At 71.8% G+C, this 24,904-nt stretch carries 24 protein-coding genes; 11 read left to right on the top strand and 13 right to left on the bottom strand.

Annotation, left to right across the window (positions count from 1 at the left end; genetic code table 11):
- Window positions 1-28: 28 nt before the first annotated feature.
- Window positions 29-406: a MerR family transcriptional regulator gene (locus ACWF9Z_RS17580; RefSeq protein WP_453603055.1), complete on the bottom strand. Its 378-nt coding sequence runs from the start codon at window positions 404-406 to the stop codon at window positions 29-31.
- A gap of 76 nt (window positions 407-482) precedes the next feature.
- Entirely contained in the window at window positions 483-1,418 is a 936-nt protein-coding gene (locus tag ACWF9Z_RS17575) for a LysR family transcriptional regulator (protein WP_453603053.1), read from the bottom strand.
- 136 nt (window positions 1,419-1,554) lie between these two features.
- Here ACWF9Z_RS17575 and ACWF9Z_RS17570 point away from each other — a divergent pair, with 136 nt between their 5' ends.
- Together ACWF9Z_RS17570 and ACWF9Z_RS17565 are read left to right on the top strand one after the other, a co-directional pair.
- Entirely contained in the window at window positions 1,555-2,799 is a 1,245-nt protein-coding gene (locus ACWF9Z_RS17570; RefSeq protein ID WP_453603051.1) for an MFS transporter, read from the top strand.
- A gap of 449 nt (window positions 2,800-3,248) precedes the next feature.
- Window positions 3,249-3,872, top strand: a complete 624-nt coding sequence (locus tag ACWF9Z_RS17565) for an XRE family transcriptional regulator (RefSeq protein ID WP_453603049.1) — start codon at window positions 3,249-3,251, stop codon at window positions 3,870-3,872.
- A 190-nt stretch (window positions 3,873-4,062) separates the two neighbouring features.
- On the opposite strand, the gene ACWF9Z_RS17560 is transcribed toward ACWF9Z_RS17565, so the two are convergent.
- Window positions 4,063-5,088 carry an ATP-dependent 6-phosphofructokinase gene (locus ACWF9Z_RS17560; protein WP_453603048.1) on the bottom strand — a complete coding sequence of 342 codons (1,026 nt, stop codon included), beginning with the start codon at window positions 5,086-5,088 and terminating at the stop codon, window positions 4,063-4,065.
- A gap of 334 nt (window positions 5,089-5,422) precedes the next feature.
- On the opposite strand from ACWF9Z_RS17560, the gene pta reads away from it, so the two are divergent.
- The 3 genes from pta (at window position 5,423) to pyk (ending at window position 10,263) form a co-directional block, all read left to right on the top strand.
- A complete protein-coding gene (gene pta, locus ACWF9Z_RS17555; protein WP_453603046.1) occupies window positions 5,423-7,507 on the top strand; it encodes a phosphate acetyltransferase in 2,085 nt (694 codons plus the stop codon).
- A 41-nt stretch (window positions 7,508-7,548) separates the two neighbouring features.
- Entirely contained in the window at window positions 7,549-8,769 is a 1,221-nt protein-coding gene (locus ACWF9Z_RS17550) for an acetate kinase (protein ID WP_453603044.1), read from the top strand.
- Window positions 8,770-8,832: 63 nt separating this feature from the next.
- A complete protein-coding gene (pyk, locus tag ACWF9Z_RS17545; protein WP_453603042.1) occupies window positions 8,833-10,263 on the top strand; it encodes a pyruvate kinase in 1,431 nt (476 codons plus the stop codon).
- Window positions 10,264-10,469: 206 nt separating this feature from the next.
- Here pyk and ACWF9Z_RS17540 read toward each other — a convergent pair whose 3' ends face one another.
- From ACWF9Z_RS17540 to ACWF9Z_RS17525, 4 genes are all read right to left on the bottom strand, one after another.
- Window positions 10,470-11,792: a hypothetical protein gene (locus ACWF9Z_RS17540; protein ID WP_453603040.1), complete on the bottom strand. Its 1,323-nt coding sequence runs from the start codon at window positions 11,790-11,792 to the stop codon at window positions 10,470-10,472.
- A complete protein-coding gene (locus ACWF9Z_RS17535; protein ID WP_453603038.1) occupies window positions 11,782-12,369 on the bottom strand; it encodes a DUF6114 domain-containing protein in 588 nt (195 codons plus the stop codon). The genes ACWF9Z_RS17540 and ACWF9Z_RS17535 overlap by 11 nt, the downstream gene beginning before the upstream one ends.
- Window positions 12,370-12,483: 114 nt before the next feature.
- Entirely contained in the window at window positions 12,484-13,128 is a 645-nt protein-coding gene (locus ACWF9Z_RS17530; RefSeq protein WP_356649298.1) for a DUF6230 family protein, read from the bottom strand.
- Between the two features lie 603 nt (window positions 13,129-13,731).
- A complete protein-coding gene (locus ACWF9Z_RS17525; protein ID WP_453603036.1) occupies window positions 13,732-14,739 on the bottom strand; it encodes a co-chaperone YbbN in 1,008 nt (335 codons plus the stop codon).
- 288 nt (window positions 14,740-15,027) lie between these two features.
- On the opposite strand from ACWF9Z_RS17525, the gene ACWF9Z_RS17520 reads away from it, so the two are divergent.
- On the top strand, window positions 15,028-15,705 hold the full coding sequence (locus ACWF9Z_RS17520; RefSeq protein WP_453603035.1) for a TetR/AcrR family transcriptional regulator: 678 nt from the start codon (window positions 15,028-15,030) through the stop codon (window positions 15,703-15,705).
- A gap of 130 nt (window positions 15,706-15,835) precedes the next feature.
- Here the strand turns inward: ACWF9Z_RS17520 and ACWF9Z_RS17515 are convergent, their stop codons facing one another.
- The 4 genes from ACWF9Z_RS17515 to ACWF9Z_RS17500 all read right to left on the bottom strand — a co-directional run bounded on the left by ACWF9Z_RS17515 (window position 15,836) and on the right by ACWF9Z_RS17500 (window position 19,924).
- Window positions 15,836-17,536, bottom strand: a complete 1,701-nt coding sequence (locus ACWF9Z_RS17515; protein WP_453603034.1) for an acyl-CoA mutase large subunit family protein — start codon at window positions 17,534-17,536, stop codon at window positions 15,836-15,838.
- An 86-nt stretch (window positions 17,537-17,622) separates the two neighbouring features.
- On the bottom strand, window positions 17,623-17,952 hold the full coding sequence (locus tag ACWF9Z_RS17510) for a DUF3817 domain-containing protein (RefSeq protein WP_453603032.1): 330 nt from the start codon (window positions 17,950-17,952) through the stop codon (window positions 17,623-17,625).
- A 64-nt stretch (window positions 17,953-18,016) separates the two neighbouring features.
- A complete protein-coding gene (locus ACWF9Z_RS17505; RefSeq protein WP_453603031.1) occupies window positions 18,017-18,526 on the bottom strand; it encodes a MarR family winged helix-turn-helix transcriptional regulator in 510 nt (169 codons plus the stop codon).
- Window positions 18,527-18,547: 21 nt separating this feature from the next.
- Window positions 18,548-19,924 carry an MFS transporter gene (locus ACWF9Z_RS17500; protein WP_453603029.1) on the bottom strand — a complete coding sequence of 459 codons (1,377 nt, stop codon included), beginning with the start codon at window positions 19,922-19,924 and terminating at the stop codon, window positions 18,548-18,550.
- An 86-nt stretch (window positions 19,925-20,010) separates the two neighbouring features.
- On the opposite strand from ACWF9Z_RS17500, the gene ACWF9Z_RS17495 reads away from it, so the two are divergent.
- Window positions 20,011-21,003, top strand: a complete 993-nt coding sequence (locus ACWF9Z_RS17495; RefSeq protein WP_453603027.1) for a DUF5937 family protein — start codon at window positions 20,011-20,013, stop codon at window positions 21,001-21,003.
- A gap of 278 nt (window positions 21,004-21,281) precedes the next feature.
- On the opposite strand, the gene ACWF9Z_RS17490 is transcribed toward ACWF9Z_RS17495, so the two are convergent.
- A complete protein-coding gene (locus tag ACWF9Z_RS17490; protein ID WP_453603025.1) occupies window positions 21,282-21,578 on the bottom strand; it encodes an MTH1187 family thiamine-binding protein in 297 nt (98 codons plus the stop codon).
- The gene (locus ACWF9Z_RS17485) at window positions 21,575-21,919 is read right to left on the bottom strand and encodes a DUF3817 domain-containing protein (RefSeq protein ID WP_453603023.1); all 345 of its coding nucleotides are present in this window, start codon (window positions 21,917-21,919) and stop codon (window positions 21,575-21,577) included. Before ACWF9Z_RS17485 ends, ACWF9Z_RS17490 begins: the two co-directional genes overlap by 4 nt.
- A 203-nt stretch (window positions 21,920-22,122) precedes the next feature.
- Here ACWF9Z_RS17485 and ACWF9Z_RS17480 point away from each other — a divergent pair, with 203 nt between their 5' ends.
- From ACWF9Z_RS17480 to ACWF9Z_RS17465, 4 genes are all read left to right on the top strand, one after another.
- The gene (locus ACWF9Z_RS17480; RefSeq protein WP_449484164.1) at window positions 22,123-22,761 is read left to right on the top strand and encodes an AIM24 family protein; all 639 of its coding nucleotides are present in this window, start codon (window positions 22,123-22,125) and stop codon (window positions 22,759-22,761) included.
- Window positions 22,761-23,411, top strand: coding sequence for an AIM24 family protein (locus ACWF9Z_RS17475; protein WP_453603021.1), 651 nt, complete (start codon window positions 22,761-22,763; stop codon window positions 23,409-23,411). Before ACWF9Z_RS17480 ends, ACWF9Z_RS17475 begins: the two co-directional genes overlap by 1 nt.
- An 11-nt stretch (window positions 23,412-23,422) precedes the next feature.
- Window positions 23,423-24,226 (top strand): AIM24 family protein, encoded by an 804-nt coding sequence (locus tag ACWF9Z_RS17470; protein ID WP_453603137.1) that lies wholly within the window; start codon window positions 23,423-23,425, stop codon window positions 24,224-24,226.
- A gap of 96 nt (window positions 24,227-24,322) precedes the next feature.
- Window positions 24,323-24,799, top strand: a complete 477-nt coding sequence (locus ACWF9Z_RS17465; RefSeq protein ID WP_356649429.1) for a MarR family winged helix-turn-helix transcriptional regulator — start codon at window positions 24,323-24,325, stop codon at window positions 24,797-24,799.
- Window positions 24,800-24,904: the final 105 nt, after the last annotated feature.

Here is a 24,904-nt window from a genome sequence, read left to right as displayed (position 1 = left end):
TTTCCTTCCCCTCTCGTCGTCGACCGGTTCAGCCGGTCAGTTCGCATCTGGGCCGGGCGGCCTCCGCCTCGGCGAGCTGGCCCGCCACCTGGTCGCGCACGCCCGTGAGCCGGCCGATCAGGCCGTCCAGCTCGGCGAGCTTGCGCCGGTAGACGGCCAGCGAGGCCGGGCAGGAGTCGCCGGCCGGATGCCCGGCCCGCAGGCACTCCACGAAGGGGCGGGTCTCCTCCAGGTCGAAACCGAAGTCCTGGAGCGTGCGGATCTCGTGGAGCAGCCGCAGGTCTTCCTCGCCGTAGGTGCGGTAACCGTTGCCGTCGCGCCGCGCGGGCAGCAGTCCCCGTGCTTCGTAGTACCGGAGCGTCCGCGTGCTGGTGCCCGCCCGCTCGGCCAGTTCGCCGATTCGCATGGCCCGACCGTAATCCTTGACGTCGACGTCAAGGCAAGGGCCGGTCCGGCCGGGAAGCTCGCGGGCCGGGCGGCGTTCAGCGCGGGAGCACCCAGCCCGGCGTCCAGGTCCCGGCGGCGTCGTGGCCGGCCGTCGTGGCGGCGAGCCGGGCGCGGAGGACGGGCAGCGCCGGGTGGGGATTGTCGCGGTGCCAGAGGAGCGAGTGCGGGTAGACGGGCGTCGGGTCGGTCACCGGGATGCGGCGCAGGCCGTGGCCGGCGGGCCAGACGAGGCGGGTGTGCTCGCTCATGAAGGTGGCCAGGGCCGGGGTGTCGGCGACGGTGTCGAGCAGCACGTCGGAGCCGAAGTTGGGGCCGGTCGCCTCGATGGTGAGGCCGAATGCGGCGACGAGGTCGTCGTAGTAGGCGGCCCACTCGCTGCCGGGGAGGAGGCCGGGCATCCAGATCCGGTGCCCCACGAGCTGCGCGACCGTCACCGACCGGGCGGCGGCCAGCGCGTGGGCGGGGCCGGTGAGGAGCTGGAGCGGTTCGTCGAGCACCCGGACGGACTCGATGTCCTCGGGGAGCGGGCGGCCGGGCGCGGTGACGGCGCGGAAGGTCGCGTCGATCGCACCGGACCGCAGGGAGGTCACGGCCGCCTCGATGTCGAGCAGCATCAGCACGTCGAGGTCGATCTCGGGGTGCGCGCGGTGGAAGCCGCGCATCAGGCCCGAGGCGGCGCCGCGCGAGTTGATCACGTCGACGCGCAGCGGGCGGCGGCCGGGGCGCACGGAGGTGACCGCGCGCTCGGCGGCGCGCAGCAGGTCGCGGGCGTGGGGCAGGAACGCCTGCCCGTCGATGGTGAGCTCGGCGCCGCGCGGCGTGCGGGTGAACAGCCGCACGCCGAGGTCGCGCTCCAGGGCGGCGATGCGCTTGGAGACGGCCTGCTGGGTGACCGACAGGTCGGCGGCGGCCTTCTGGAACTGGCCCGCTTCCGCGACGGCGGCGAAGGTGCGTACGGCTTCAAGGTCCATGCCGGCTCACCTTAGTCAACAACGGATGGTTGTGAGATGGTGGCCGGTCGGTTGTTTGACCTGGGGTCACGCCGCTCGCTTAGCTCTCCCCGGTCAACGTCGGTTTGTTCGAGTGGGACGTCGGGGGGCGCCGGGCGTGAGGGGCAGGAGAACGCTGGGCCGGCCGTTCGGCTGGCTGTGGGCGGCGTACGCGGTGAGCGCGTACGGGTCCGGTCTGGGGTTCGGCGCACTGCCCATGGTCGCCGTGCTGGTGTTGCGGGCCGGCCCCGCCGAGGTGTCCGTGCTGTCCGCGGTGGGGCCGGCGGTGGGCGCGCTGATCGCGGTGCCGCTCGCGCCGTGGGTGGAGTTCCGGCGCAAGCGCCCGGTCATGATCGCGATGGATCTGGCCCGGTGCGCGGCGCTGGCGACGATCCCGGTCGCCTACGCCTTCGGCCGGCTCGGCTTCGTCCAGTTGCTCGTGGTCTCGGCCGTGGTCTCCGCGGCCAAGATCGCTTTCAACGCGGCCGGCGGCGCCTTCCTCAAGGCCCTCGTCCGGCCGGAGGACCTGCTCGTGGCCAACGCCCGGTTCGAGTCCACGAACTGGAGCTCCATCGCCGTCGGGCCACCGCTGGGCGGGGCGGCGACCGGGCTGTGGGGGCCGGTCACCACCGTGGTGGCCGACGCGCTCGGCTACCTGCTCTCCGCGCTGGGCGTCGCCGCGATCCGGAGCCGCGAGGAAGCGCCGCGGGCGGGCGGCACGAACCCCCTCCGGGCGCGCGCCCTGCTCGAGGGCTGGCGGCACATCCTGGGCGAGCCCGGCCTGCGGGCGCTCTACCTCAACAACATGGCCGTCTCCGGCCTGATCATGGCCACCGAGCCGCTGCTCGCCGTGCTCCTCCTGCGCCAGCTGGGCTTCCCGCCCTGGCAGTACGCCCTCGCCTTCGCCGCTCCCTGCTGCGGCGGCCTCATCGGCTCCCGGCTGGCCCACCGGGTCGTGGCCCGCTACGGACGCCAGCGGGTCCTGCGCACCGTCGGCGCCCTGCGCGCCGTCTGGCTGATCGGGCTGGCCTTCGTCCGTCCCGGCGTCGCCGGCCTCGTCACGGTGATGGCCGTCGAGCTGGCGGTCATCATCAGCATGAGCCTGTACACCCCCGTGCTCGCCACCTACCGGCTCGAACGCACGCCCGCCTCCCTCGTGGCCCGCACCTTGACGGCCTGGTCGATCGGCCAGCAGGCGTCCATCGCCCTCTGCACCGCGCTCGGCGGTCTGCTCGCCGGCGCCACCGGCCCGCGCACCGCTCTCGCGGCCGCGGGACTGCTCGTCCTGGCGTCCCCGCTCCTGCTCCCCCGGCGCGACCAGATGCCGCAGCACGAGCCGGAGCCGTCCCTCGGCCGCCCATGACCCCGCGCACCGCGACCGAAGCCCGCAGCCCCGGTCCGGTCCGGCCCGGCCCACGGCCTCGCGCTCGGCCGGCTCCTCGCGCGGGGCGGGGACGGGTGCGGGAAGAGGCCCCCGCCACCCCCGTGAGCGGGGGCCTCTTCCCGGAGCACGTATCGGCCGGGTGGCCGGTTCAGGACGGTGGGGCCGTGTGAGGGGGATCACGCGCGGGGGTATCGCCGGGGGCGGCCGGAAACGTACGATGGGGAGTGGATCACCGCGCGATCCGATTACCGGTCAGTCGCAGAGAAAACGGACCAAAGCCCTTAACTCCATGGGATGTTCCTACGAGTTATGGGCTTGTTTGATTGGTCTGTAGTCGCCGCAGCTCGGCCACTCCTACGGTGTGGCGTGTGCACTCCAGCCCACCTTTCAATGCCCCCGCCGCGCGTCGTCTCCGCGCGGCCCTGGGCATGGCTCCCGGTCATGTCGCCTATGGCCTGCGCGCCCAGTACGGACTGCTCGTCACGCCCGAGACCGTGATGGCCTGGGAGCGTGGCGAGATCTCGCCCGGCTCCGCCGAGCTCACGGCCCTCGCGGGCGTGCTCTGGTGCTCCCCCGGCGAGCTGCTCGCCGAGCCGGTCACCCTGCGCGAGCACCGGATCTCCCGGGGGCTGGCCGCCGAGGACCTGGCCCGGCGGATCGGGGTGGAGGCCGGCGCCTACCAGAAGATGGAGGACGCCGGCCGCTGGAAGGGCAACGAGCGCCAGTCCGCCGCCCTGGCGACGGCGCTCGGACTGACCCTGGCCCAGTTCGTGACGGCGACCGGCAAACACGAGGAGCTCGCCGGCCTGCTGCGCAGCGCGGTGACCACGCGGTGGCAGGCGTACGTGAAACCGCTGTCCAAGCTGCTGCCCGTACCGAAGGAGCACCTGGAGCGGGTGCTGGAGCGGCTGCACGGCGACTACCAGTCGAAGATGGTGACGACCCTCAGCTGGGGCGGCGGGGTGGGCGAGGCCGGGACCGGGGACGCGGGGCGCGAGTTCCTCGCGGACATCGTGGAGCACTTCTGGTACGTCGCGGGCGGTGCGGCGTAGGACACATTCCGCGGCCCGGACCACCACGGCGAACGGCCCCGGCGCGTCCGCACGGGGACCGCGCCGGGGCCGTTCGGCCGTCGGAGTCGGGAGGAAGGTCCCTGCCGGGCAGGGCCGTAGGACCGGCCCGGGACGGCCGGCGGACGGGTGCGCGCGGCGGCCGGCCGGTGTGCCCGGGTCCGCCGCGGGCCTAGAAGACCGACTCGGCCTCGTACATGCGCTCCTCGGGGACGGTCTTCAGCTCGGTGACGGCTTCGGCCAGCGGGGCCATCACGATGTCGGTGCCGCGCAGGGCCGTCATGTTGCCGAAGTCGCCGCGGTGGGTGGCCTCGACGGCGTGCCAGCCGAAGCGGGTCGCGAGGACGCGGTCGTACGCGGTGGGGGTACCGCCGCGCTGGACGTGGCCGAGGATGACCGGGCGGGCCTCCTTGCCCAGGCGCCGTTCCAGTTCGACCGCGAGGCGGTTGCCGATGCCCGCGAAGCGCTCGTGCCCGTACGCGTCGATCGCACCCTTCTCGTACGGCATGGAGCCCTCGGCCGGGTGCGCGCCCTCGGCGACGCAGATGACGGCGAACTTCTTACCGCGGGCGAATCGTTCCTCCACCATCTTGACCAGGGCGTCCACCTCGAAGTGGCGCTCGGGCAGACAGATCCCGTGGGCGCCGCCGGCCATGCCGGACTCCAGGGCGATCCAGCCCGCGTGACGGCCCATGACCTCGACGACCATGACCCGCTGGTGCGACTCGGCGGTGGTCTTGAGGCGGTCGATGGCCTCGGTGGCGACCATGACGGCGGTGTCGAAGCCGAAGGTGCGGTCGGTGGAGGAGATGTCGTTGTCGATCGTCTTCGGCACGCCGACGACGGGCATGCCCGCGTCCGACAGCATCCGGGCGGCCGTCAGGGTGCCCTCGCCGCCGATCGGGATCAGGGCGTCGATGCCGTAGCGCTTCGCCAATTCGGCCGCGTTCTCGGCCGCTTCGTGCAGGCGCGCGCGCTCCATCCGGGCTGAACCGAGAATCGTGCCGCCCCGGGCGAGAATGCCGCTGACGGCATTGATGTCGAGGGGGCGGAAGTTTCCGTCCAGGAGGCCCTTGAAGCCGTCTTCGAAACCGATGACCTCGTCCCCGTGCCCGACCACGGCGCGGTGTACGACCGACCGGATGACAGCGTTCAGGCCCGGGCAGTCGCCGCCTGCGGTGAGAACTCCGATACGCATCGTGCTGTGTCTCCTGCTCCTGGTCGTACCTGGCCGTACGCGTGCGGGCGGCCGGCCGTACATATGAAGGGCGTATTGATGAAGCGTGTCCGATTGTTCCACGCTCACGGGGCGACGCGCGCTCCGTGGCACTCCGCGCGGCCGGTGCCCGAAGGGCCTTTCGACCCCTGCGGACAGGGCCTTTTCCCGGCGGGCGTCCTGTCGGGCCACGGAGGTATCGTCGAGAGGCCAAGCCCACACTAACCGGGACATCCGGCTCGGAGATCCGCCCCGCGGCGGCGAGGATCGCGGTGGGGCCGCACCGACATTCACACGATTGGGACGGAGACCACGCGTGACGCGCAGCGTGTACGTGACCGGTATCGAGCGGGGGGACGGCCGCCAGGTCGTCGAGCTGGGGATCATGGAGCTCCTGACCCGCCAGACGGGCCGGGTCGGCGTCTACCGCCCCTTGCTGCACGACGGACCCGACCGGCTCTTCGACCTCCTGAAGGGCCGCTACCGGATCGACCAGGACGCCTCGACCGCCGTCGGGATGGAGTACCAGGAGGCCTCCGTCATCCTGGCCGAGAAGGGTACCGACGAGCTGGTCTCCCAGCTGGTCGGCCGCTACCACCGGGTGGCGCGCGACTACGAGGTCATGCTGGTCCTCGGCACCGACTACGCCGACACCAACCTCCCCGACGAGCTGGCGCTCAACGCCCGCCTCGCCAACGAGCTGGGCGCGCTGGTCGTCCCCGTCGTGGGCGCCACCCAGCACGACGCCGACGCCGTGCGCGCCGAGGCCCGCAACGCGTACCGCGCGTACGAGGCCCTGGGCTGCCGCGTGGGCGCGATGGTCGTCAACCGGGTGGCCGCCGAGGACCGCGACGTGATAGCCGAGCGGCTCGCCGCCCGGCTCCCCGTCCCCTGCTACGTGCTGCCGGACGACAAGCACCTGTCCGCGCCGACCGTCGCCCAGATCACCCAGGCGCTCGGCGGGGAGGTGCTCCTCGGCGACGAGGCCGGGCTCGCCCGCGACGCCCTGGACTTCGTCTTCGGCGGGGCCATGCTGCCGAACTTCCTCAACGCCCTGACCCCCGGCTGCCTGGTCGTCACCCCCGGGGACCGGTCCGACCTGGTGATCGGCGCGCTCGCCGCGCACACCTCCGGCACCCCGCCGATCGCCGGCGTGCTGCTGACGCTGAACGAGCGCCCCACCCGGGACATCCTGACGCTGGCCTCGAAGCTGGCTCCCGGCACGCCGGTCGTCTCGGTGGCCGGCAACAGCTTCCCGACGGCCGCCGAACTCTTCTCGCTCCAGAGCCGGCTGAACTCCGCGACCCCGCGCAAGCTGGAGACCGCGCTCGGCCTGTTCGAACGCCACGTGGACACCGCCGAGCTGCGCGAGGTGCTGTCGGTGGCCCGCTCCGAGCGCGTCACGCCGATGATGTTCGAACACGAGCTGCTGGAGCAGGCCCGCTCCGAGCGCCGCCGCGTGGTCCTCCCGGAGGGCACCGAGGAGCGCGTGCTGCGCGCCGCGGACGTGGTGCTGCGCCGCGGTGTCTGCGACCTCACCCTGCTGGGCGAGGAGCCGGCGATCCTGAAGAAGGCCGCCGACCTGGGGATCGACATCTCGGGCGCCCAGCTCATCGACCCGGCGACCTCCCCGCTGCGGGAACGGTTCGCCGAGTACTACGCCACGGCCCGCGCCCACAAGGGCATGACGGTCGAACTGGCCAACGACGTGGTCACCGACGTCAACTACTTCGGCACCCTGATGGTCCAGGAGGGCTTCGCCGACGGCATGGTCTCCGGTTCGGTGCACTCCACCGCCGCCACGATCCGCCCGGCCTTCGAGATCATCAAGACCAAGCCCGACGCGTCCATCGTCTCCTCGGTCTTCTTCATGTGCCTGGCCGACAAGGTCCTCGCGTACGGGGACTGCGCCGTCAACCCGGACCCCAACGCCGAGCAGCTCGCCGACATCGCCATCCAGTCGGCGACCACCGCCGCCGCCTTCGGGCTGGAGCCGCGGATCGCGATGCTCTCGTACTCGACCGGCACCTCCGGCACCGGCGCGGACGTGGACAAGGTCCGCAAGGCCACCGAGCTCGTCCGCGCCCAGCGCCCCGACCTGCTGATCGAGGGCCCGATCCAGTACGACGCCGCCGTGGAGCCCTCGGTCGCCGCGACCAAGCTCCCCGGGTCCGACGTGGCCGGCCGCGCGACCGTGCTGATCTTCCCGGACCTCAACACCGGCAACAACACGTACAAGGCCGTGCAGCGTTCGGCCGGCGCCGTGGCGGTCGGTCCGGTCCTGCAGGGTCTGCGCAAGCCGGTCAACGACCTCTCGCGCGGCGCCCTGGTCCAGGACATCGTCACCACCGTGGCCATCACCGCCGTCCAGGCGCAGGGCGCCCCGGCCTCCACCGCCTGAGCCCCCGCCCGAGCCCCCACCCAAAGGAAATGACCCCCATCGTGACCGCATCGCGCGTACTCGTCCTCAACTCCGGCTCCTCGTCGGTGAAGTACCAGCTGCTCGACATGGCGGACTCCTCCCGCCTGGCGGCCGGCCTGGTCGAGCGCATCGGCGAGGAGACCTCCCGGCTCACGCACGAACCGTTCACCGGCGGGGCCCCGGACGGCGCCGGCGCCAAGCGCGAGCGGGTCGGCCGGATCGCGGACCACGGGCAGGCGCTGCGGGCCGTGGCCGAGGAGCTCGCCGCCGACGGGCTGGGGCTGGACTCCCCCGAACTGGCCGCCGTGGGGCACCGGGTGGTGCACGGCGGGACCAAGTTCACGCACCCGACGCTGATCGACGACGCGGTGCTGGCCGAGATCCGCGCCCTGATCCCGCTGGCGCCGCTGCACAACCCGGCGAACGTGACCGGCATCGAGGTGGCGCGCGAGCTGCGCGCGGACCTTCCGCAGGTGGCCGTCTTCGACACGGCCTTCCACTCGACGATGCCGGAGCACGTGGCCCGGTACGCGATCGACGTGGCGACGGCGGACAAGTACTCCATCCGGCGGTACGGCTTCCACGGCACCTCCCACGCGTACGTCGCCCGCGCCACGGCCGCGCTCCTCGGCAAGCCCGAGGAGGACGTGAACGTGATCGTGCTGCACCTGGGCAACGGCGCCTCGGCCTCGGCCGTGCACGGCGGGGTCTGCGTGGAGACGTCCATGGGCCTGACCCCGCTGGAGGGGCTGGTCATGGGCACCCGCTCGGGCGACATCGACCCGGCGGTCGTCTTCCACCTGGCGCGCGTGGGCGGCATGTCGGTCGACGAGATCGATTCGCTCCTGAACAAGAAGAGCGGTCTGCTGGGTCTGTGCGGCGACAACGACATGCGCGAGGTGCAGCGGCGGGCGCTGGAGGGCGACGCCTCGGCGGGCCTGGCGCTGGCCTCGTACATCCACCGGCTGAAGAAGTACATCGGCGCCTACTCGGCCGTCCTCGGCCGCGTGGACGCCGTGACCTTCACGGCCGGTGTCGGCGAGAACTCCTCCTCCATCCGGGAGATGGCCCTGGCCGGGCTGGAGGAGCTGGGTCTGGCCCTGGACCCGGAGGCCAACGCGGCGCGGTCCTCCGCGCCGCGCCTGGTGTCCGCGGAGCGGGCCCGGGTGGCCGTGGCCGTGGTGCCGACCGACGAGGAACTGGAGATCGCCAGCCAGACGTACGCGTTGGTTACTCGCTAGTCACTTTGGACTTTCCACCAGACGGAATATTCCACTGCGAAACAAACCGATAGGATCCGCTCCATGCGCCGTTCCAAAATCGTCTGCACCCTGGGCCCCGCCGTCGACTCTTACGAGCAGCTGAAAGCGCTCGTAGAGGCCGGTATGAACGTGGCCCGATTCAACTTCAGCCACGGCTCCCAGGCAGAACACCAGGAGCGGTACGACCGCGTCCGGAAGGTCTGCGCGGACACCGGGCGGGCGGTGGGCGTCCTCGCCGACCTCCAGGGCCCGAAGATCCGTCTGGAAACCTTCGCCGAGGGTCCCGTCGAGCTCGTCCGCGGTGACGAGTTCACCATCACCACCGACGACGTCCCCGGCGACAAGTCGATCTGCGGCACGACCTACAAGGGTCTGCCGGGCGACGTCTCCAAGGGCGACCAGATCCTGATCAACGACGGCAACGTCGAGCTCCGGGTGACCGAGGTCGACGGCCCCCAGGTCAAGACCATCGTCATCGAGGGCGGTGTCATCTCGGACCACAAGGGCATCAACCTGCCGGGTGCCGCCGTCAACGTCCCCGCCCTGTCGGAGAAGGACGTCGACGACCTCCGCTTCGCCCTGCGGATGGGCTGCGACATGGTCGCCCTCTCCTTCGTGCGTGACGCCGACGACGTCAAGGACGTCCACAAGGTCATGGACGAGGAGGGCCGCCGGGTCCCCGTCATCGCCAAGGTCGAGAAGCCGCAGGCCGTCGCCAACATGGAAGGCGTCGTAGCCGCCTTCGACGCGGTCATGGTGGCCCGTGGCGACCTGGCCGTGGAGTATCCGCTGGAGAAGGTCCCGATGGTGCAGAAGCGCCTCGTGGAGCTCTGCCGCCGCAACGCCAAGCCGGTGATCGTCGCGACCCAGATGATGGAGTCGATGATCACCAACTCCCGCCCGACGCGCGCGGAGGCCTCCGACGTGGCCAACGCGATCCTCGACGGCGCGGACGCGGTCATGCTGTCGGCCGAGTCCTCGGTGGGCGCCTACCCGATCGAGACCGTCAAGACGATGTCGAAGATCGTCGAGGCGGCCGAGGAGGAGCTCCTCTCCAAGGGCCTCCAGCCGCTGGTGCCCGGCAAGAAGCCCCGCACCCAGGGCGGCTCCGTCGCCCGCGCGGCCTGCGAGATCGCCGACTTCCTCGGCGCGAAGTCGCTCGTCGCCTTCACCCAGTCCGGCGACACCGCCCGCCGGCTCTCGCGCTACCGCACGATCCAGCCGATCCTCGCCTTCACCACCGACGAGGGCACCCGCAACCAGCTCACCCTGAGCTGGGGCGTCGAGTCGTACGTGGTCCCGCACGTGGACAACACCGACGCGATGGTCGACCTCGTGGACGCGGAGCTGCTCAAGCTCAACCGCCACAACCAGGGCGACATCATGATCATCACGGCCGGCTCGCCCCCCGGCGTCCCGGGCACGACCAACATGGTGCGCGTCCACCACCTGGGCGGCGACACCCGCGACTGACGCCGCCCGCACCGCCGGGTGGACCCTGCCGCCCTCGGCGTTTCCTCGAGCGGCACGCTTCCGGGCGGGCTCGTGGCCCCCGGCCCGGTGCACGGCGGACAGCCCAGTGCACGGCGGACGGCCCTTGCGAACGGCGAACGGCCCGCCCCCGTTCGCAAGGGGCGGGCCGCCGGCTCCGGACCTACGTGCTCACCTGCCGGGAGCCGTCACTCGGCCGGGCCGATGTAGTTCTTGAGGCCCGGAACGGTCAGCGTGCCGCCGAACTGGCCGGCCTGGACGACCTTGGCGTCCGTGAAGAACGCGAAGGGGACGTTCAGGGGCGGCGGGCTGTTCGGGCTGAACTCGATCGGGATCAGGCCGAAGAGGTTGCCCTTGAGGCTCTCGGTGTACATCGTCACCTTGGCCCCGCGGATCTTCGACGTGGAACCCGGACGGGACTTCAGGTGCGCGACCTGCTGGCCCGTGCCGACCGTCTGGTACAGGTCCTTGATGTCCAGCGAGTCCGCCGTGAACTTCAGGACCGTCTTGGTCTTGCCGCCCGCCGTCTTCACCTCGACGATGCCCTCGTAGTCGAGGCCGTAGAGGGTCAGCAGCGAGCTGTCCAGGTACCAGGGCTCGTCCGGGAGCAGCGGGATGCCCTGCTCCACTTCGGCGTCGGCCAGTGCCTTGGCGTCGTAGGTCGGGCAGGGGAAGGGTTCCTTCCCGTCCGCGTCCTTCTCGTCCTCGGCCTTCTCCTCGGCGGCCTTCTCGTCCGCGGCCTTCTTGTCGGCGGCCTTCTTGTCCGCCGCCTTCTTGTCGGCCTCGGCCTTGGCGCCCGTCTCGTCCTTCGGGGTGGCCGCGGTGTCCTTGACCTCCTCGGAGAGCTCCGAGACCTCGGCGCCGGCCGTCTTCGCGGCCTCGCGGATCGCGTCCGCCGCCGGGTCGGGGGCGGGAGCGACGGGTGCCGGCTTGTCGGCCGTCTTCCCGGCGGGCGGGGTGACCGCGGCCTGGAGGGGCTTGCCGAGCTCGTCGAAGAAGCCCTTGACCGCGGCGCCCACTCCCAGCGGGTCCAGCGGGTTCGTGGCCTTGGCCTCCGCCGGGGCGGGGGCCGCCTGCTTCTCCGCGGGCTTGGCGGGGGTCTCGGCCGGCTTCGTCGCCTCGTGGGACGCCGACGGGCTCGCGGTCGGCGAGGGCACCGCGGTGGGCGACTTGTCCGGCGACGGCTCCGTCTTCTTCGAAGCGGTCTTCGACGGGGACGGGGAGGAGGACGGGGACGAGGACGGGGACGCCGACTCCGCGGGCTCGTCGGACCGCGTCACGCACGGTCCGGGCGCGAAGGGTATCTCCTTGTCGTCGGCCACGGCCAGCTTCGGCGCCATGCTCATGCCGACGAAGACCGCCGTGGGCATGGCTGCCAGCGCCATCGTCTTGCCGACGGGTATCTGGAACTTGGTCAGCAGCGACTTCCTGGGCGCCGCGTGGCGCGGGCCCTTCTTCTCACGGGACTCCGCACCTGGGGTCACACCCCGCTGCGTCTCGTCACCCCGCACTGTTCCTCCCGCCATCGGCGTGGGCAGTCGTCTCGCTCGCGTATGCCGTTTCCGTCTCACGGGGGCCGGGTACGCCCTGGAACCCACCCGCCATCGCGCCCGTCATGCCCGGGTCCACGGCCTGCGCCGCGCCCCGGCCGCCCCCTGCGTCCGTCTCGTCCTGTGCCGGCCTGGCCGGCACCCAGGCGAGCGCGAGACCTCCGCCGACCATGGCGAAGATGAAGCCCAGGCCGAAACCACCGAGGTTGGACACCGGCAGGGACACCAGCGCCAGCAGGATCGAGGCGACCCCGGCGAAGATGCGTACGCCCTGCTGGAACCAGAGGGTCAGGCCCAGCGTGATCAGCAGGATGCCGATGATGAGCGAACCGGCACCGGCCGTCGTCGCCATCGCGATGGTGACGTTGCCGAGCCGGAGGTCCGCGTACGGGAAGTACGCGATCGGAAGACCACCGAGGAGCGTGAACAGACCTGCCCAGAAGGGACGGCGACCGCTCCAGCCATGGAAGCGGTAGTACACCAAGGTGAGCCAAGCGTCGTCTTCGGCGCGCACGTAAGCCGGGGCCTGGGGGTTCATGGACAACAGCTCCCTGGAAACGGGTGGTACTGAGAACTATGTGGAGCCCGGACGGGCGGGCGACGGCGACAGCCGCCGTCACCGCCCGCCCGTCCGGTTACGCACCCGGGACGATTACTGCCCGTCCTGGTAGCAGGGCTGGTCGCCACCCATGAGGCGCAGCTTGAGGTCGGGCAGCTTGAAGGTGCCCGCCGTCGTCGCCCACGCCTTCTGGCGCACGTTGGACAGCACCGCGCGGTCCGCACGCTGCGAGAACGCGTAGGGGCTGGCCACCGTACCGGCCTGCGGCTTGGTCTTGTGGCTCGCGTCGCCGACGGCGACACCGATGTCCAGGTTGGTGAACTCGGCGTCGGTGTCGAGCTCCGCAACATCGAGGTAGATGTTGTCGGCCACGGCGGGCTTGCCCGCCTTGGTGCCCGTCTGGAGCTTCATCGTGATGTTGCCGAGCGGAGTCGGCGTCACCAGCGACTGGCACATGTTGGTGATCTCGGCGTGGCTGAACCCGGAGATGGTGACCGGGTGGTGCGCCGCGGCACCCGTCTTGAGGTCGTGACCCTCGGCGACGCCGCCGTACTGGATCAGGTTCTGGCCGTCGAGCTTGTCGGCCGAAACCTTGAAGTCCTGGCCGGACACGGCGAACGACGCCGCGAGGGCACCCTGCGCCAGGCCGACACCGACCACGGCCGTGGCCGCGATGCTCGGCACCATGACGAGCGCGAAGCGCTTCCATCTGGTCCCGCCACGAATCTGAGAACTCATTACGTTCCTCCTTCTCGGACGTACATCTCCGGTCCGGGCGGTGCCCGTCCTGGGATGGGAGAAGTGCTACGTCCTCGGGAAGGAGCGCGCGCTGCCGGGCCGCGGCTCAGCCGCATCCCGTACACCGGCGATCACCCCCGAGCGACAACCACTTGGCCACGCGTTCGCGCAACCTCGAGGACAGGCCCCACCGTGTGGCGGAGACCCCCCTGTCCCACGGCCGGTGCCACTGCCACCGGCCGGCCCGGTGGGGACCCTCCACCGCGGCTCCGGATGAGCGGCTCTGCGGGAAGGACCGAGCGTCGCCGATCGTGGTCCATTCGGGGCCGGGGCACAAGGGGGTTCGTTACTGGCGGGTAACGGCCAGATAACCTGAGGAAGACATGCCGCTGTCGGGCCGCAACACAGGGTGTCACCAAGGGCCACGACAGATCGGCGGAAGAGTGAACACACCGGACAGTTCACGGGGTTCGATTTACTGCGAGTAACAGCGGCCGCGATTGCCAAGTTTTGGCAAAGTGCGGCCGCTGTTTATCTCCGTGTCAACAAATCACCGGCGCCGGACCGGACCCGGACCGATGCCGGACCAGCGGCGGGACGCCCTTAGAAGAGCACCCGCGCGAGCGCCGTACGGGCCGAACTGACGAGCGGATTGTCCGCTCCGACGGCTTCGAACATCTCCAGGAGCCGCACCCGTACGGCGTCCCGGTCCTCACCCACCGTCACGCGGACGGTGTCCACCAGGCGCCCGAACGCGTCCGCCACGTGGCCGCCGGCCAGGTCCAGGTCGGCGGCGGCGATCTGCGCCGCCGGGTCGCGCGGGTTCTCGGCCGCCGCGGTGCGCACCGCCTGCGGGTTCATGTCCTTCACCCGGGCGAGGAGTTCCGCCTGCGCGAGGCCCAGCTTGGCCTCGGTGTTGGCCGGATCCGACACCAGGACGTTCTTGTACGCCTGCACCGCGCCGCCCAGGTCGCCCGCGTCGAGCGCCGCGACGGCCGCGTCCAGCAGCGCGTCGTACGGTCCGGCGGGGGCCTCGGCGGGTTCCGCGCCGGCGCCCGGGGCGTGCGCGCCCTCGGCGGCCGGGTCCACGGTGACGCCGAGGACGCCGAAGCGCTCCTCGGAGATCTGGACGAGCTGGGCCAGGATCGCGCGGACCTCGTCCTCGGGCGCGAAGTCCTGGAACAGGGGCATGGCCTGCCCCGCGACCAGGGCGAAGACGGCCGGGAGGGCCTGGATGCGGAACTCTCGGATCAGGTTCTGGCTGGCCGCCACGTCGAGCGAGGCCAGGGCCAGGCGGCCCTTCGCCTCGACCGTGAGCCGCTCCAGCAGCAGGCTCAGCTCGCGGCCCTGCTCGAAGCCCTCGGCGCGGAAGTCGAGGATGACCGGAACCTCGTTCGAGAGCGGGACGACATGGCTCTCGAACTGGGTCTCATCGGTGTCGAAGACGAGCGCGGAGGGCGGCACCGCACCGGCGGACGCGGGCGCACCGCCCTGAGCGGCCTGCCGGGACGCCTCGGCGCGGGCCTGCTCGGCCTTCGCCTTGGCCTCGCCGGCCGCCTTCACCGCGGCGAGGTCGACGACGCCGCTCATGGACATGTTTCTGGGCTGCATGCGTACATCCTCCCCCGTGTGCGCGCGCCGACGAAAAAGATCGGCCGAAACGAACCGATCGCGGTATGCCTGGTACTCCCGTACTGCCCCGGTTGCGCCGGGCCCCGCTCGTCGTACTGGTCCTGCCGTGGCGCCGGGTCCCCACCTGGCGCCGGTAGCCCTTCGCGTGGTTGCCGCTCTTACGCTACGACCCGTAGCGTAACTCGCTACGCCCGTCCGTGCCCCGTGATCTGAAGCACACCGGCGGGCCCCCCGGCGGTTCCGATACCGGCGGGTATGGTCTCGCCCATGCGCAACCCCAGCTCAGCCGGCTCCTCCGGCGGCCCCCTCCCCTCCCCGGCCGGCCGCACCGGCCGCCCGCGCAGCGCCACGGCCGACGCCGCGATCCTCGCCGCGACCCGGGACGCGCTGGTGGAGCTGGGCTGGTCGAAGCTGACGATGGGGGACGTCTCGGCGCGGGCCGGGGTCGCGAAGACCACCCTCTACCGGCGCTGGTCCGGGAAGAACGAGCTGGTCGTGGACGCCGTCGCGGAGCTCTTCGACTCCCTGGAACTCCCGGACCGGGGTTCGCTCGAGGCCGACATCGAATACGTGGTGCTCCGGTTCGCGGAACTGCTGCGGCGCCCCGAGGCCCGTACCGCCCTGATGGCGGTCGTCGCCGAGTCCACCCGCGACGAGGCCCTGCGGGACCGGATCCGGTCGGCCATCGTGGACCGGCAGAAACGTCTCGTCGTACTGGGCCGCGAGCGGGCGCAGGCCCGCGGCGAACTGCCCTACGAGGAGGACGAGTCCCTCGCCTCGCACACCACGGACCTGATCTTCGACGTGATCGCGGGCACGGTCGTCCACCGCGCGCTGGTCAGCTCGGAGCCGGTGGACGAGGTGTGGGTGGCCACCTTCACCGCCCTGCTGATGCACGGCCTCCAGGGCCCTGACGGCGCCGCTCCCGGCCCCGCCGGGGCGTGACCACCGCGCCGGACGCCCGCCCCGGCCCCGGGCGCGGGAAGACGAAGGCCGGCCGCGGCCGCCACCCCGGGGGTGGACGGCCGCGACCGGCCCGTGTGCGAGGGTCCGCGGGGCCCCTGCGGGCCCGGGCTCAGAAGCCGGGCGGCTCCGTGTAGGTGCCCCACTCGTCGCGCAGCAGGTTGCAGATCTCGCCCATCGTGGCCTCGGCGCGCGCCGCGTCCAGCATGGCCGGGATCATGTTCGACCCGTCCCGGGCGGCGGCGAGCATGGCGTCGAGCGCCTGCTTCACCTTCGCGTCGTCGCGGCCCGCCTTGCGCTCCGCGAGCTCCCGTACCTGTACGCGCTCCACCTCGTGGCTGACCCGGAGGATCTCCAGGTCCCCGGTGACCGAGCCGTGGTGGACGTTGACGCCGACGACCCGCTTGTCGCCCTTCTCCAGCGCGCGCTGGTACTGGAAGGCCGACTCGGCGATCTCACCGGTGAACCAGCCGTCCTCGATGCCGCGCAGGATGCCCGAGGTGATCGGTCCGATCGGGTGCCGGCCGTTCGGGTGGGCGCGCAGTCCGCGCTCCTTGATCTGCTCGAAGATCTTCTCGGCTTCGGCCTCGATGCGGTCGGTGAGCTGCTCGACGTACCAGGAACCGCCCAGCGGGTCGGCCACGTTGGCGACGCCGGTCTCCTCCATCAGCACCTGCTGCGTGCGCAGGGCGATCTCGGCGGCCTGCTCGCTCGGCAGCGCGAGGGTCTCGTCGAGGGCGTTGGTGTGCAGCGAGTTGGTGCCGCCGAGGACGGCCGCGAGGGCCTCCACGGCGGTGCGGACGACGTTGTTGTACGGCTGCTGCGCGGTGAGGGAGACCCCCGCCGTCTGGGTGTGGAAGCGCAGCCACATGGTCTTCTCGGACTTCGCCCCGTACACCTCCTTCATCCAGCGGGCCCAGATGCGGCGGGCGGCGCGGAACTTGGCGATCTCCTCGAAGAAGTCGAGGTGCGCGTCGAAGAAGAAGGAGAGCCCGGACGCGAAGTGGTCCACGTCCAGTCCCCGCGAGAGGCCCAGCTCCACGTAGCCGAACCCGTCGGCGAGCGTGTACGCGAGCTCCTGCGCGGCCGTGGCCCCGGCCTCGCGGATGTGGTAGCCGGAGACGGAGAGCGGCTTGTAGGCGGGGATGCCGTTCGCGCAGTACTCCATGAGGTCGCCGATGAGGCGCAGGTGCGGCTCGGGCTCGAAGAGCCACTCCTTCTGGGCGATGTACTCCTTGAAGATGTCGGTCTGGAGCGTCCCGTTGAGGACGGCCGGGTCGACGCCCTGCCGCTCGGCGGCGACGAGGTACATGCAGAAGGCGGGCACGGCGGGCCCGCTGATGGTCATGGAGGTGGTCACGTCGCCGAGCGGGATGTCCTTGAAGAGGACCTCCATGTCGGCCGCGGAGTCGATGGCGACCCCGCAGTGGCCGACCTCGCCCAGTGCGCGCGGGTCGTCGGAGTCCCGGCCCATGAGGGTCGGCATGTCGAAGGCGACCGAGAGCCCGCCGCCGCCGGCGGCCAGGATCATCTTGTAGCGCTCGTTGGTCTGCTCGGCGTTGCCGAAGCCGGCGAACTGCCGGATGGTCCAGGTCCGCCCCCGGTAGCCGGTGGCGTGCAGGCCTCGGGTGTAGGGGTACTCCCCCGGCCAGCCGATGCGCTCGAAGCCCTCGTACGTGTCGCCGGGCCGCGGCCCGTAGACGGGATCGACGTCATCCCCGGAGAGCGTGGTGAAATCGGCCTCGCGCGTGCGGGCCTTGTCGTAACGGGCCTGCCAGCGACGGCGGCCCTCCTCGATGGCGTCAGCGTCCATACCCATGAATTTACTAGGACGTCCTAGTAAATGTCGATGGGCAACCCCCGGAGAGTCGCTCTCCGGGGGTGGTGGATCAGAGGCGGTCAGGCGCGGGCGCCGGCCAGGCCGCCCGCGACGAGGGGCTCGACCTCGGCACGGACCCTGCGCTCGACGAAGAAGGCGGCGAGCGGGATGGTGCCCGAGACCAGCACCCACAGGAGCTTGCCGAACGGCCACTTCGCCTTGGAGCCCAGGTCGAAGGCGAAGACCAGGTAGATCATGAACAGCACGCCGTGCGCCTGCGAGACCGCGAAGGTCAGGTCGGCGCCGGTGCCGAAGCCGTACTTCGCCACCATGCAGCAGCACAGGATCAGGAGCATGACCGCGGTCACGTAGGCCATGACGCGGTAGCGGGTCAGCACGCTTCGTTTCATGCCGCCGAGCCTAGCCGTCCGTTTTGCACGATCTTGCAGCGGGCCGCCCCGGCCGGCGCCCCGGCTACTTCTCCTCGAAGTCCGAGGCCGCGACGCGCAGCGGGCGCAGCAGGGCGAAGATCTCCCCGCACTCCTCGGCGTCGTACGCGCCCAGCCCGAAGTCGACCTCCATGAGCGCCTTCGTCGCCGCCTCGACGACCTCGCGGCCCTTGTCCGTGATCGACGCGAGCGTGCCGCGCCCGTCGTTCGGGTTGGGGCGCTTGGCGACGAGCCCGGAGCGCACCAGCCGGTCCACCGTGTTGGTCACCGACGTCGGGTGGACCATCAGCCGCTCGCCGATCTTCGACATCGTCAGTTCCCCGGCCTTGGAGAAGGTCAGCAGCACCAGCGCCTCGTAGCGGGCGAAGGTCAGTCCGTACGGTTTGACGACCGCGTCGACCTCGCCGAGCAGGATCTGGTGCGCCCGCATGATCGAGGTGATCGCGGCCATCGAGGGCACCGGCCCCCACCGCTGCTGCCACAGTTCGTCGGCGCGGGCGATCGGATCGAAGGGAAGGCTGAGCGGCTTGGGCACGCATCAGACCCTACCGGGCGGTCATTTGGCGGCGGGACCCGTCTCACGCCTCGGCCCGTCCGTCCTGCGGACCTCCCTGAGGAGCAGCAGGACCACGCCCGCGGCGAGCACGGCGGCGAGCGTGACCACGGTGTGGACGGGCAGGAACTCCGCGGCGGCCCCGGCCAGCGCCATGCCCACGCCCTGCAGGGTCATCAGGCCGGTGCTGAGCAGCGTCATCGCCCGGCCGCGGAGTTCCTCGGGGACGGCGTCCACGTACCACTGGTCGAGGCCGAGGGTGTAGGCGTGGGCCAGCCCGGCCAGGACGAGCGCGGCGAGCAGGAGCGGTACGCCGGGCCGGACGGCGTACGCGAGCAGCGGCAGGGGCGAGAGGGCGGCGAGCGGGGCCACGATCCGCGAACGCGTTCGGGCGGTGAGCGCGGAGCCCGCCCACAGCTCCCCGGCGATCGTGCCCGCCGGCAGCGCGCACATCAGCAGCCCGAGCGCGGCGGTCGACGCACCGATCCCGGCGGCGTACGGGGTGAGCAGCGCCTCGGGGACGACCACGAAGAGCGGCGGCAGCCAGCACAGCAGGGTGAGCGCGCGCAGCCGGCGCTCGCCCAGGACGGCGCGCAGGCCCGCGAGCGGGGAGCTGCGGGGCGCGCCGTCCGCGGCGCGGGCGGGCCGGGCCCGGGTGCCGAGGCGCAGCAGGAGCGCGGAGCCGAGGAATCCGGCGGCCGTGAGGGTGATGGCCCCGCGCGGGGCCAGCACGGTGAGCAGCAGCCCGCCGAGGCCGAAGCCGACGAGCTGGGCGCTCTGCGCGACCATGCGCAGCAGGGAGCGGCCGAGGACGTAGGCGTCCCCGGCGCCGAGGATGTCGGCGAGGGAGGCGCTGCGGGTGCCCTGGAACAGCGGGGCCACGAAGGCCATCGCGCAGCGCAGTACGAGGAGCAGCGCGATCGGGGCGGCCGGCACGGCCATGACCGCCGCGCAGGCCGCGCAGAGGAGGTCGCAGCCGACGAGCACGCGGCGGGCCGGGAGGCGGTCGGCCAGGGGGGCGAGGAGGGTGCCGCCGAAGGCGTACGGGACGAAGCCGATGGCGAAGGTGAGGGCGCTCATCAGGGGCGAGCCGGTGGCGCGGAAGACGAGGACGGTGAGGGAGATCTCGGCGACGACGATCCCGAGCACGGACAGCAGGTGCGCGGCGAAGACGGGCCGGAACTCGCGGACGCGGAAGACGGAGCGGTAGCCGGCGGATTCCCTCGCGGCGGCCTCCGCGGGGTCCGCGGCGGATTCCGTCGCGGGGTCCGCGGCCGGGACGGGGGCCGCGGCGGGAGCGGGGGCCTCCTCCGGTCCGGAGGTCCCCCGGGGCGTGGTCCGGGGTTCGGGGGCGGGCGCGCCCGGGTCGACGGTCGTCATACGGAGAACCCTGACGACGTCTAGGCTGGGGGGACAGAGATTCGTTCCAGCGCGAATGATCCGGCCGGATGTCCGGGGAGGACACCGTGACGTTCCACTTCCGCTTCGGCCCGGCGGACCTGATGCGCTGCCGGTTCTCGATCTCCCCCCGCTGGGAGACGCAGGAGGCGGTACGGGTCCTGCTGGACCGGCGGCGCCACGCCTACCACCTGCCCTGGCTGCGGCAGATCCGCGCGGCGGCGGCCGGACTGGACCTGCGTCCCCTGTGGCTGCTGATGCCGCGCACCGGACACAATCCGGATTTCCTCAGCCCGCCGCCGACGGGCCCCTCCGTCACCTTCGAGGAGGAGCTGGCGCGGGTCCGGGCCACCGGTCCGGAGGCGGCCGGGGACGACCTGCGGCGCTCCCTGGTGTGCACCCCGGGCGCCCTGGAGAGCGAGGCCGGGCAGCGGATGCTCGCCGATCCGGCGCGGGCCGTCCAGGAGCTGGCCGACCTGATGGAGGCGGCCTGGCACGCGCTGGTCGCCCCGCACTGGCCCCGGCTGCGGGCCCTGCTGGAGGCCGACATCCTCTTCCACTCGCGACGGCTGGCCGCGGGCGGGCTGGAGGCGCTCTTCGACGGACTCCATCCGGACCTGCACTGGTCGGGCGACACCCTGACGATCGACCGCCGCACCCACCACGACCGCTCACTGGACGGCCAGGGACTCCTCCTCATGCCGAGCGCGTTCGTCTGGCCGGAGGTGGTCGGCGGCTACGACCCGCCGTGGCAGCCCACCCTGGCGTACCCGGCCCGCGGCATCGGCGCCCTGTGGACGGCCTCGGCGGGCCCGGCCCCGCAGGCCCTGGCCCGGCTGCTGGGCCGCGCCCGCGCCGACGTCCTCTGCGCGCTGACGGATCCGGCCTCGACCACGGCCCTGGCCCACCGCCTGTCCCTGGCCCCCTCCACGGTCTCGTCCCACCTGAAGGCCCTTCAGGCGGCGGGCCTCCTGGTCGCGTCCCGCCACGGCCATCAGATCCTCTACGAACGCACCCCGCTGGCCATCGCCCTGACCGCGGGTCCGGGCGCCGGCGCCTAGGCCGGCCGCGTCAGGCGACGTCCGCACGCACTCCCGCCCGCATGCCCACCCGGCCCCATGCGGCAGTGCCACGCGGGGCCCAGGTGCTCCGGCGGATCTCCGAGAGGCCGATGTCCCTGTGGGGTCCGGGGGACGACCCCGGCCCCGAGATCCGCCGGGCCCGGGAGAGCGCCCGCGCGGCCGGCCGCACGCTCGTCCTCACCGCACCCGGAGGACCTTGCCGCGTACCTGGCGGTGCTGAATCCAACTGATGTGCACGTACACGCCGTGTGAGTGCGTCAGCCGTCGGCGAGGTGCCGCTCGATCGTCTCCATCTTGGAGGTCATGCCGTCCGTGACCCCGGGGCGGATGTCGGCCTTGAGGACGAAGGAGACCCGGGGCGCGCGCGCCTCCACGGCCTCCACCGCGCGCTTCACCACGTCCATCACCTCGTCCCACTCCCCCTCGATGGTGGTGAACATCGCGTCCGTGCGGTTCGGCAGCCCGGACTCGCGCACGACGCGGACGGCGTCGGCCACGTACGCGCCGACCTCTTCGCCGACGCCCAGCGGAGTCACCGAGAACGCGATCATCATGCGCGGGCCGCCTCACGGGCGCGGGCCGCGAGCACGCTGGCCGACTCCTCGCGCTTGAGCAGCCGGTCGCCGTAGAGGCCGCCGAAGGGGACCATCGCCAGCAGGAAGAACAGCCCGGCCTTCTTGAGCGGCCACTTCGCCTTGTTCCAGACATCCAGCAGGAACACCGCGTAGAGCACGAACAGGATCCCGTGCAGGGCGCCGAGGGGCATCATCAGGTAGTCGATGTCCGAGATCCGGCTCAGCAGCGATCCGAAGATCAGCAGGGCCGGGAACGACAGCGCCTCCGGTACGGAGATGAGGCGCAGCCGGTGCAGGGCGGAAGCGGTCTTGATGTCCACGGAGAACCTTCGGGATGGATGCCAGGGGTCCGGCCCAGTGTCTCAGCCGCCGGGGGTGATCTTTCCGCAGGCCCCGTCGGGGATCCGCCCGGGGCCCGGACCGCGTCCGACGTGATGTCCGCCACCGTCGGAACCGACCATTCCTGACCCATATCGGCCACCGGGCCCTGTTCGCTCCCGCGCTCTGCCGATAACGTCATCCCGTGGCTCAGTTCAGACTTCAAGGCAGCAAGGTGCTCGCCGTCGACCTGACCGGTGACGCCGTCAAAGCAAAGAACGGCGCCATGGTCGCGTACGACGGCCAGATGGCCTTCAAAAAGATGACCGGCGGCGGCGAAGGCCTCCGCGGCATGGTGACCCGGCGGCTCACCGGCGAGCAGATGACCGTGATGGAGGTTCAGGGGCACGGCACCTGCTTCTTCGCCGACCGGGCGAGTGAGATCAATCTGGTCAATCTGCGCGGCGAGAAGCTGTACGTCGAGTCCAGCAACCTGCTGTGCACCGACGCCGGCCTGCGCACCGGCACCACGTTCACGGGCCTGCGCGGCGCGACGTCGGGCAACGGCCTGTTCACGACGACCGTCGAGGGCAACGGGCAGGCGGCGATCACGTCCGACGGCCCGGCGGTGGTGCTGCGCGTCAGCGCCCAGTACCCGCTCTCCGTCGACCCGGGGGCGTATGTCGCGCACACCGGCAACCTCCAGCAGTCCTTCCAGTCCGGCGTGACCTTCCGCACGCTGATCGGCGAGGGCTCGGGCGAGGCGTTCCAGATCCGTTTCGAGGGCGAGGGCCTGGTGTACGTGCAGCCCAGCGAGCGCAACACCATCGGGGGCGACGTCTGATGCCGTTCCGCGAGCTCAACTCGAAGATGGTCGAGGCCCAGGTCGTGCCGGGCCAGAAGATGTACAGCCAGCGCGGCGCGATGCTCGCGTACCGGGGCGAGGTCTCCTTCACCCCGAGCCTGACCGGTGGTCAGGGCGGCGTGATGGGCATGATCGGGCGCCGGGTGGCGAACGAACAGACCCCGCTGATGGAGGTCGAGGGCAGCGGCACCGTGATGTTCGGCCACGGCGGGCACCACATCCAGGTGATCAGCCTGACCGGCGAGACCCTCTACGTGGAGGCGGACCGGCTCCTCGCCTTCGACGGCACCCTGCAGCAGGGCACGATGTTCATGGGCTCGCAGGGCGGGGTCATGGGCATGGTGCGCGGCCAGGTCACCGGACAGGGCCTGTTCACCACCACCCTCAAGGGCCACGGCTCGGTGGCCGTGATGGCGCACGGCGGGGTCATCGAGCTGCCGATCACCCCGCAGCGGCCGGTGCACGTGGACCCGCAGGCCTACGTCGCCCACCACGGCGAGGTCCGCAACAAGCTCTCCGCGGCGCTGGGCTGGCGGGACATGGTCGGGCGGGGCTCGGGCGAGGCGTTCCAGCTGGAGCTGTCCGGACAGGGCGCGGTGTACGTACAGGCCTCGGAGGAGAAGCTGTGAACTTTGGCCCTGTGACCGGCGGCCCCGGCGGCCCGACGGTGTTCGACCCGCACACCCTGCCGTCCGACGACAACGTCAACGCCTACACCTTCTGCGTGGAGCTCAAGGGGAGCCAGTGGTTCCTGCAGAAGGGCAAGATGATCTCGTACTACGGGCGCATCGAGTTCAACGGCATCGGCCACGGCCGCTTCGACCGGCTGCTGCGCAGCAGCTTCCACTCGCCGCTGCACGCGAGCGACTGGGTGGTGGCCGAGGGGCAGGGCAAGATGCTGCTCGCCGACCGGGCCTTCGACGTGAACTCCTACGACCTGGACAACGGCAACCTGACCATCCGGTCGGGGAACCTGCTCGCGTACCAGCCCTCGCTCGCGCTCAAGCAGTCGATCGTCCCCGGTTTCCTCACCCTGATCGGGACCGGTAAGTTCGTCGCGGCCTCCAGCGGGCCGGTGGTCTTCATGGAGCCGCCGCTGCGCGTGGACCCGCAGGCGCTGGTGGGATGGGCGGACTGCCCGTCGCCCTGCCACCACTACGACCACGGGTACATGTCGGGCGTGATCGGCGGCCTGCGCTCGCTGACGGGCATCGGGGGCTCCTCGGGCGAGGAGCACCAGTTCGAGTTCGTGGGCGCCGGGACGGTGCTGCTGCAGTCCTCGGAGCTGCTGATGCCGGAGCAGGCGGTCGGGGCCGTGGGCGCCGGCGCGGCCACGGGCAACGCCCAGGGCGTCCCGGGGGCCGGCCAGGGGCCGCTCGGGCAGCTGGGCGTTCCGCGGATGCCCGGACAGCTGGGCGATCTCCAGCGGCGCTTCGGCCTGTAGCGGGCTCCGGAGCGCCCGGCGCCGCGGCGCGACCAGCACACCCGGTAATTTTTGTACGCAATTCAACATCTTAGGTAGAGTTCTTTCATGGAGACCATCGAGACCGAGACGGCCACCCAGTGGCTGAACGACGCCGAGCAGTGCGCCTGGCGCACCCACCTGGACGTCAGCAGACTGCTGATGCACCAGCTGGAAAAGGATCTCCAGCCCTTCGGGCTCACCAACAACGACTACGAGATCCTCGTGAACCTCTCGGAGTCCGAGGACCACCGGATGCGGATGAGCGACCTGGCGACGTCGACCCTGCAGTCCAAGAGCCGGCTCTCCCACCAGATCACCCGGATGGAATCCGCGGGCCTGGTCCGCCGCGTGAACTGCGAGTCCGACCGCCGGGGGCTCTACGCCGTCCTCACCCCCGAGGGCATGGAGACCATGCGCAAGGTCGCCCCGCACCACGTGGCGTCCGTCCGCCGGCACTTCATCGACCTGCTCCCGCCGGACGCCCTGGCGGCGCTGCGCGCCTCGCTCGGGCCGGTCGCCGAACACCTGCGCGCGGGCCGCGGCAAGGCCTGAACCGGGGCGCGGCCCCGGCGTACGCGAGAGGAGCCGCGCCCCCCCGCCCGGGGGGGCGGGGGCGCCCGCGCCACGACAAGCGCCCCGGCGCCCGCGGGGGGCGGC

The sequence above is a fragment of the Streptomyces sp. NPDC054961 genome, assembly GCF_053609145.1.
Note: the sequence above shows the minus strand (reverse complement) of the source record. Positions and strands in the feature narration are given on the sequence as shown.

What these genes read in the sequence shown, in the direction of transcription:
- ACWF9Z_RS17475 (WP_453603021.1), top strand. Translation starts at nt 22,761, where the DNA reads ATGCCGTTCCGCGAGCTCAACTCGAAGATGGTCGAGGCCCAGGTCGTG.
- ACWF9Z_RS17530 (WP_356649298.1), bottom strand. Translation starts at nt 13,128, where the DNA reads ATGAGTTCTCAGATTCGTGGCGGGACCAGATGGAAGCGCTTCGCGCTC.
- ACWF9Z_RS17490 (WP_453603025.1), bottom strand. Translation starts at nt 21,578, where the DNA reads ATGATGATCGCGTTCTCGGTGACTCCGCTGGGCGTCGGCGAAGAGGTC.
- ACWF9Z_RS17525 (WP_453603036.1), bottom strand. Translation starts at nt 14,739, where the DNA reads ATGCAGCCCAGAAACATGTCCATGAGCGGCGTCGTCGACCTCGCCGCG.
- ACWF9Z_RS17560 (WP_453603048.1), bottom strand. Translation starts at nt 5,088, where the DNA reads ATGCGTATCGGAGTTCTCACCGCAGGCGGCGACTGCCCGGGCCTGAAC.
- ACWF9Z_RS17515 (WP_453603034.1), bottom strand. Translation starts at nt 17,536, where the DNA reads ATGGACGCTGACGCCATCGAGGAGGGCCGCCGTCGCTGGCAGGCCCGT.
- pyk (WP_453603042.1), top strand. Translation starts at nt 8,833, where the DNA reads ATGCGCCGTTCCAAAATCGTCTGCACCCTGGGCCCCGCCGTCGACTCT.
- ACWF9Z_RS17520 (WP_453603035.1), top strand. Translation starts at nt 15,028, where the DNA reads ATGCGCAACCCCAGCTCAGCCGGCTCCTCCGGCGGCCCCCTCCCCTCC.
- ACWF9Z_RS17580 (WP_453603055.1), bottom strand. Translation starts at nt 406, where the DNA reads ATGCGAATCGGCGAACTGGCCGAGCGGGCGGGCACCAGCACGCGGACG.
- ACWF9Z_RS17575 (WP_453603053.1), bottom strand. Translation starts at nt 1,418, where the DNA reads ATGGACCTTGAAGCCGTACGCACCTTCGCCGCCGTCGCGGAAGCGGGC.
- ACWF9Z_RS17565 (WP_453603049.1), top strand. Translation starts at nt 3,249, where the DNA reads ATGGCTCCCGGTCATGTCGCCTATGGCCTGCGCGCCCAGTACGGACTG.
- ACWF9Z_RS17510 (WP_453603032.1), bottom strand. Translation starts at nt 17,952, where the DNA reads ATGAAACGAAGCGTGCTGACCCGCTACCGCGTCATGGCCTACGTGACC.
- ACWF9Z_RS17535 (WP_453603038.1), bottom strand. Translation starts at nt 12,369, where the DNA reads ATGAACCCCCAGGCCCCGGCTTACGTGCGCGCCGAAGACGACGCTTGG.
- ACWF9Z_RS17500 (WP_453603029.1), bottom strand. Translation starts at nt 19,924, where the DNA reads ATGACGACCGTCGACCCGGGCGCGCCCGCCCCCGAACCCCGGACCACG.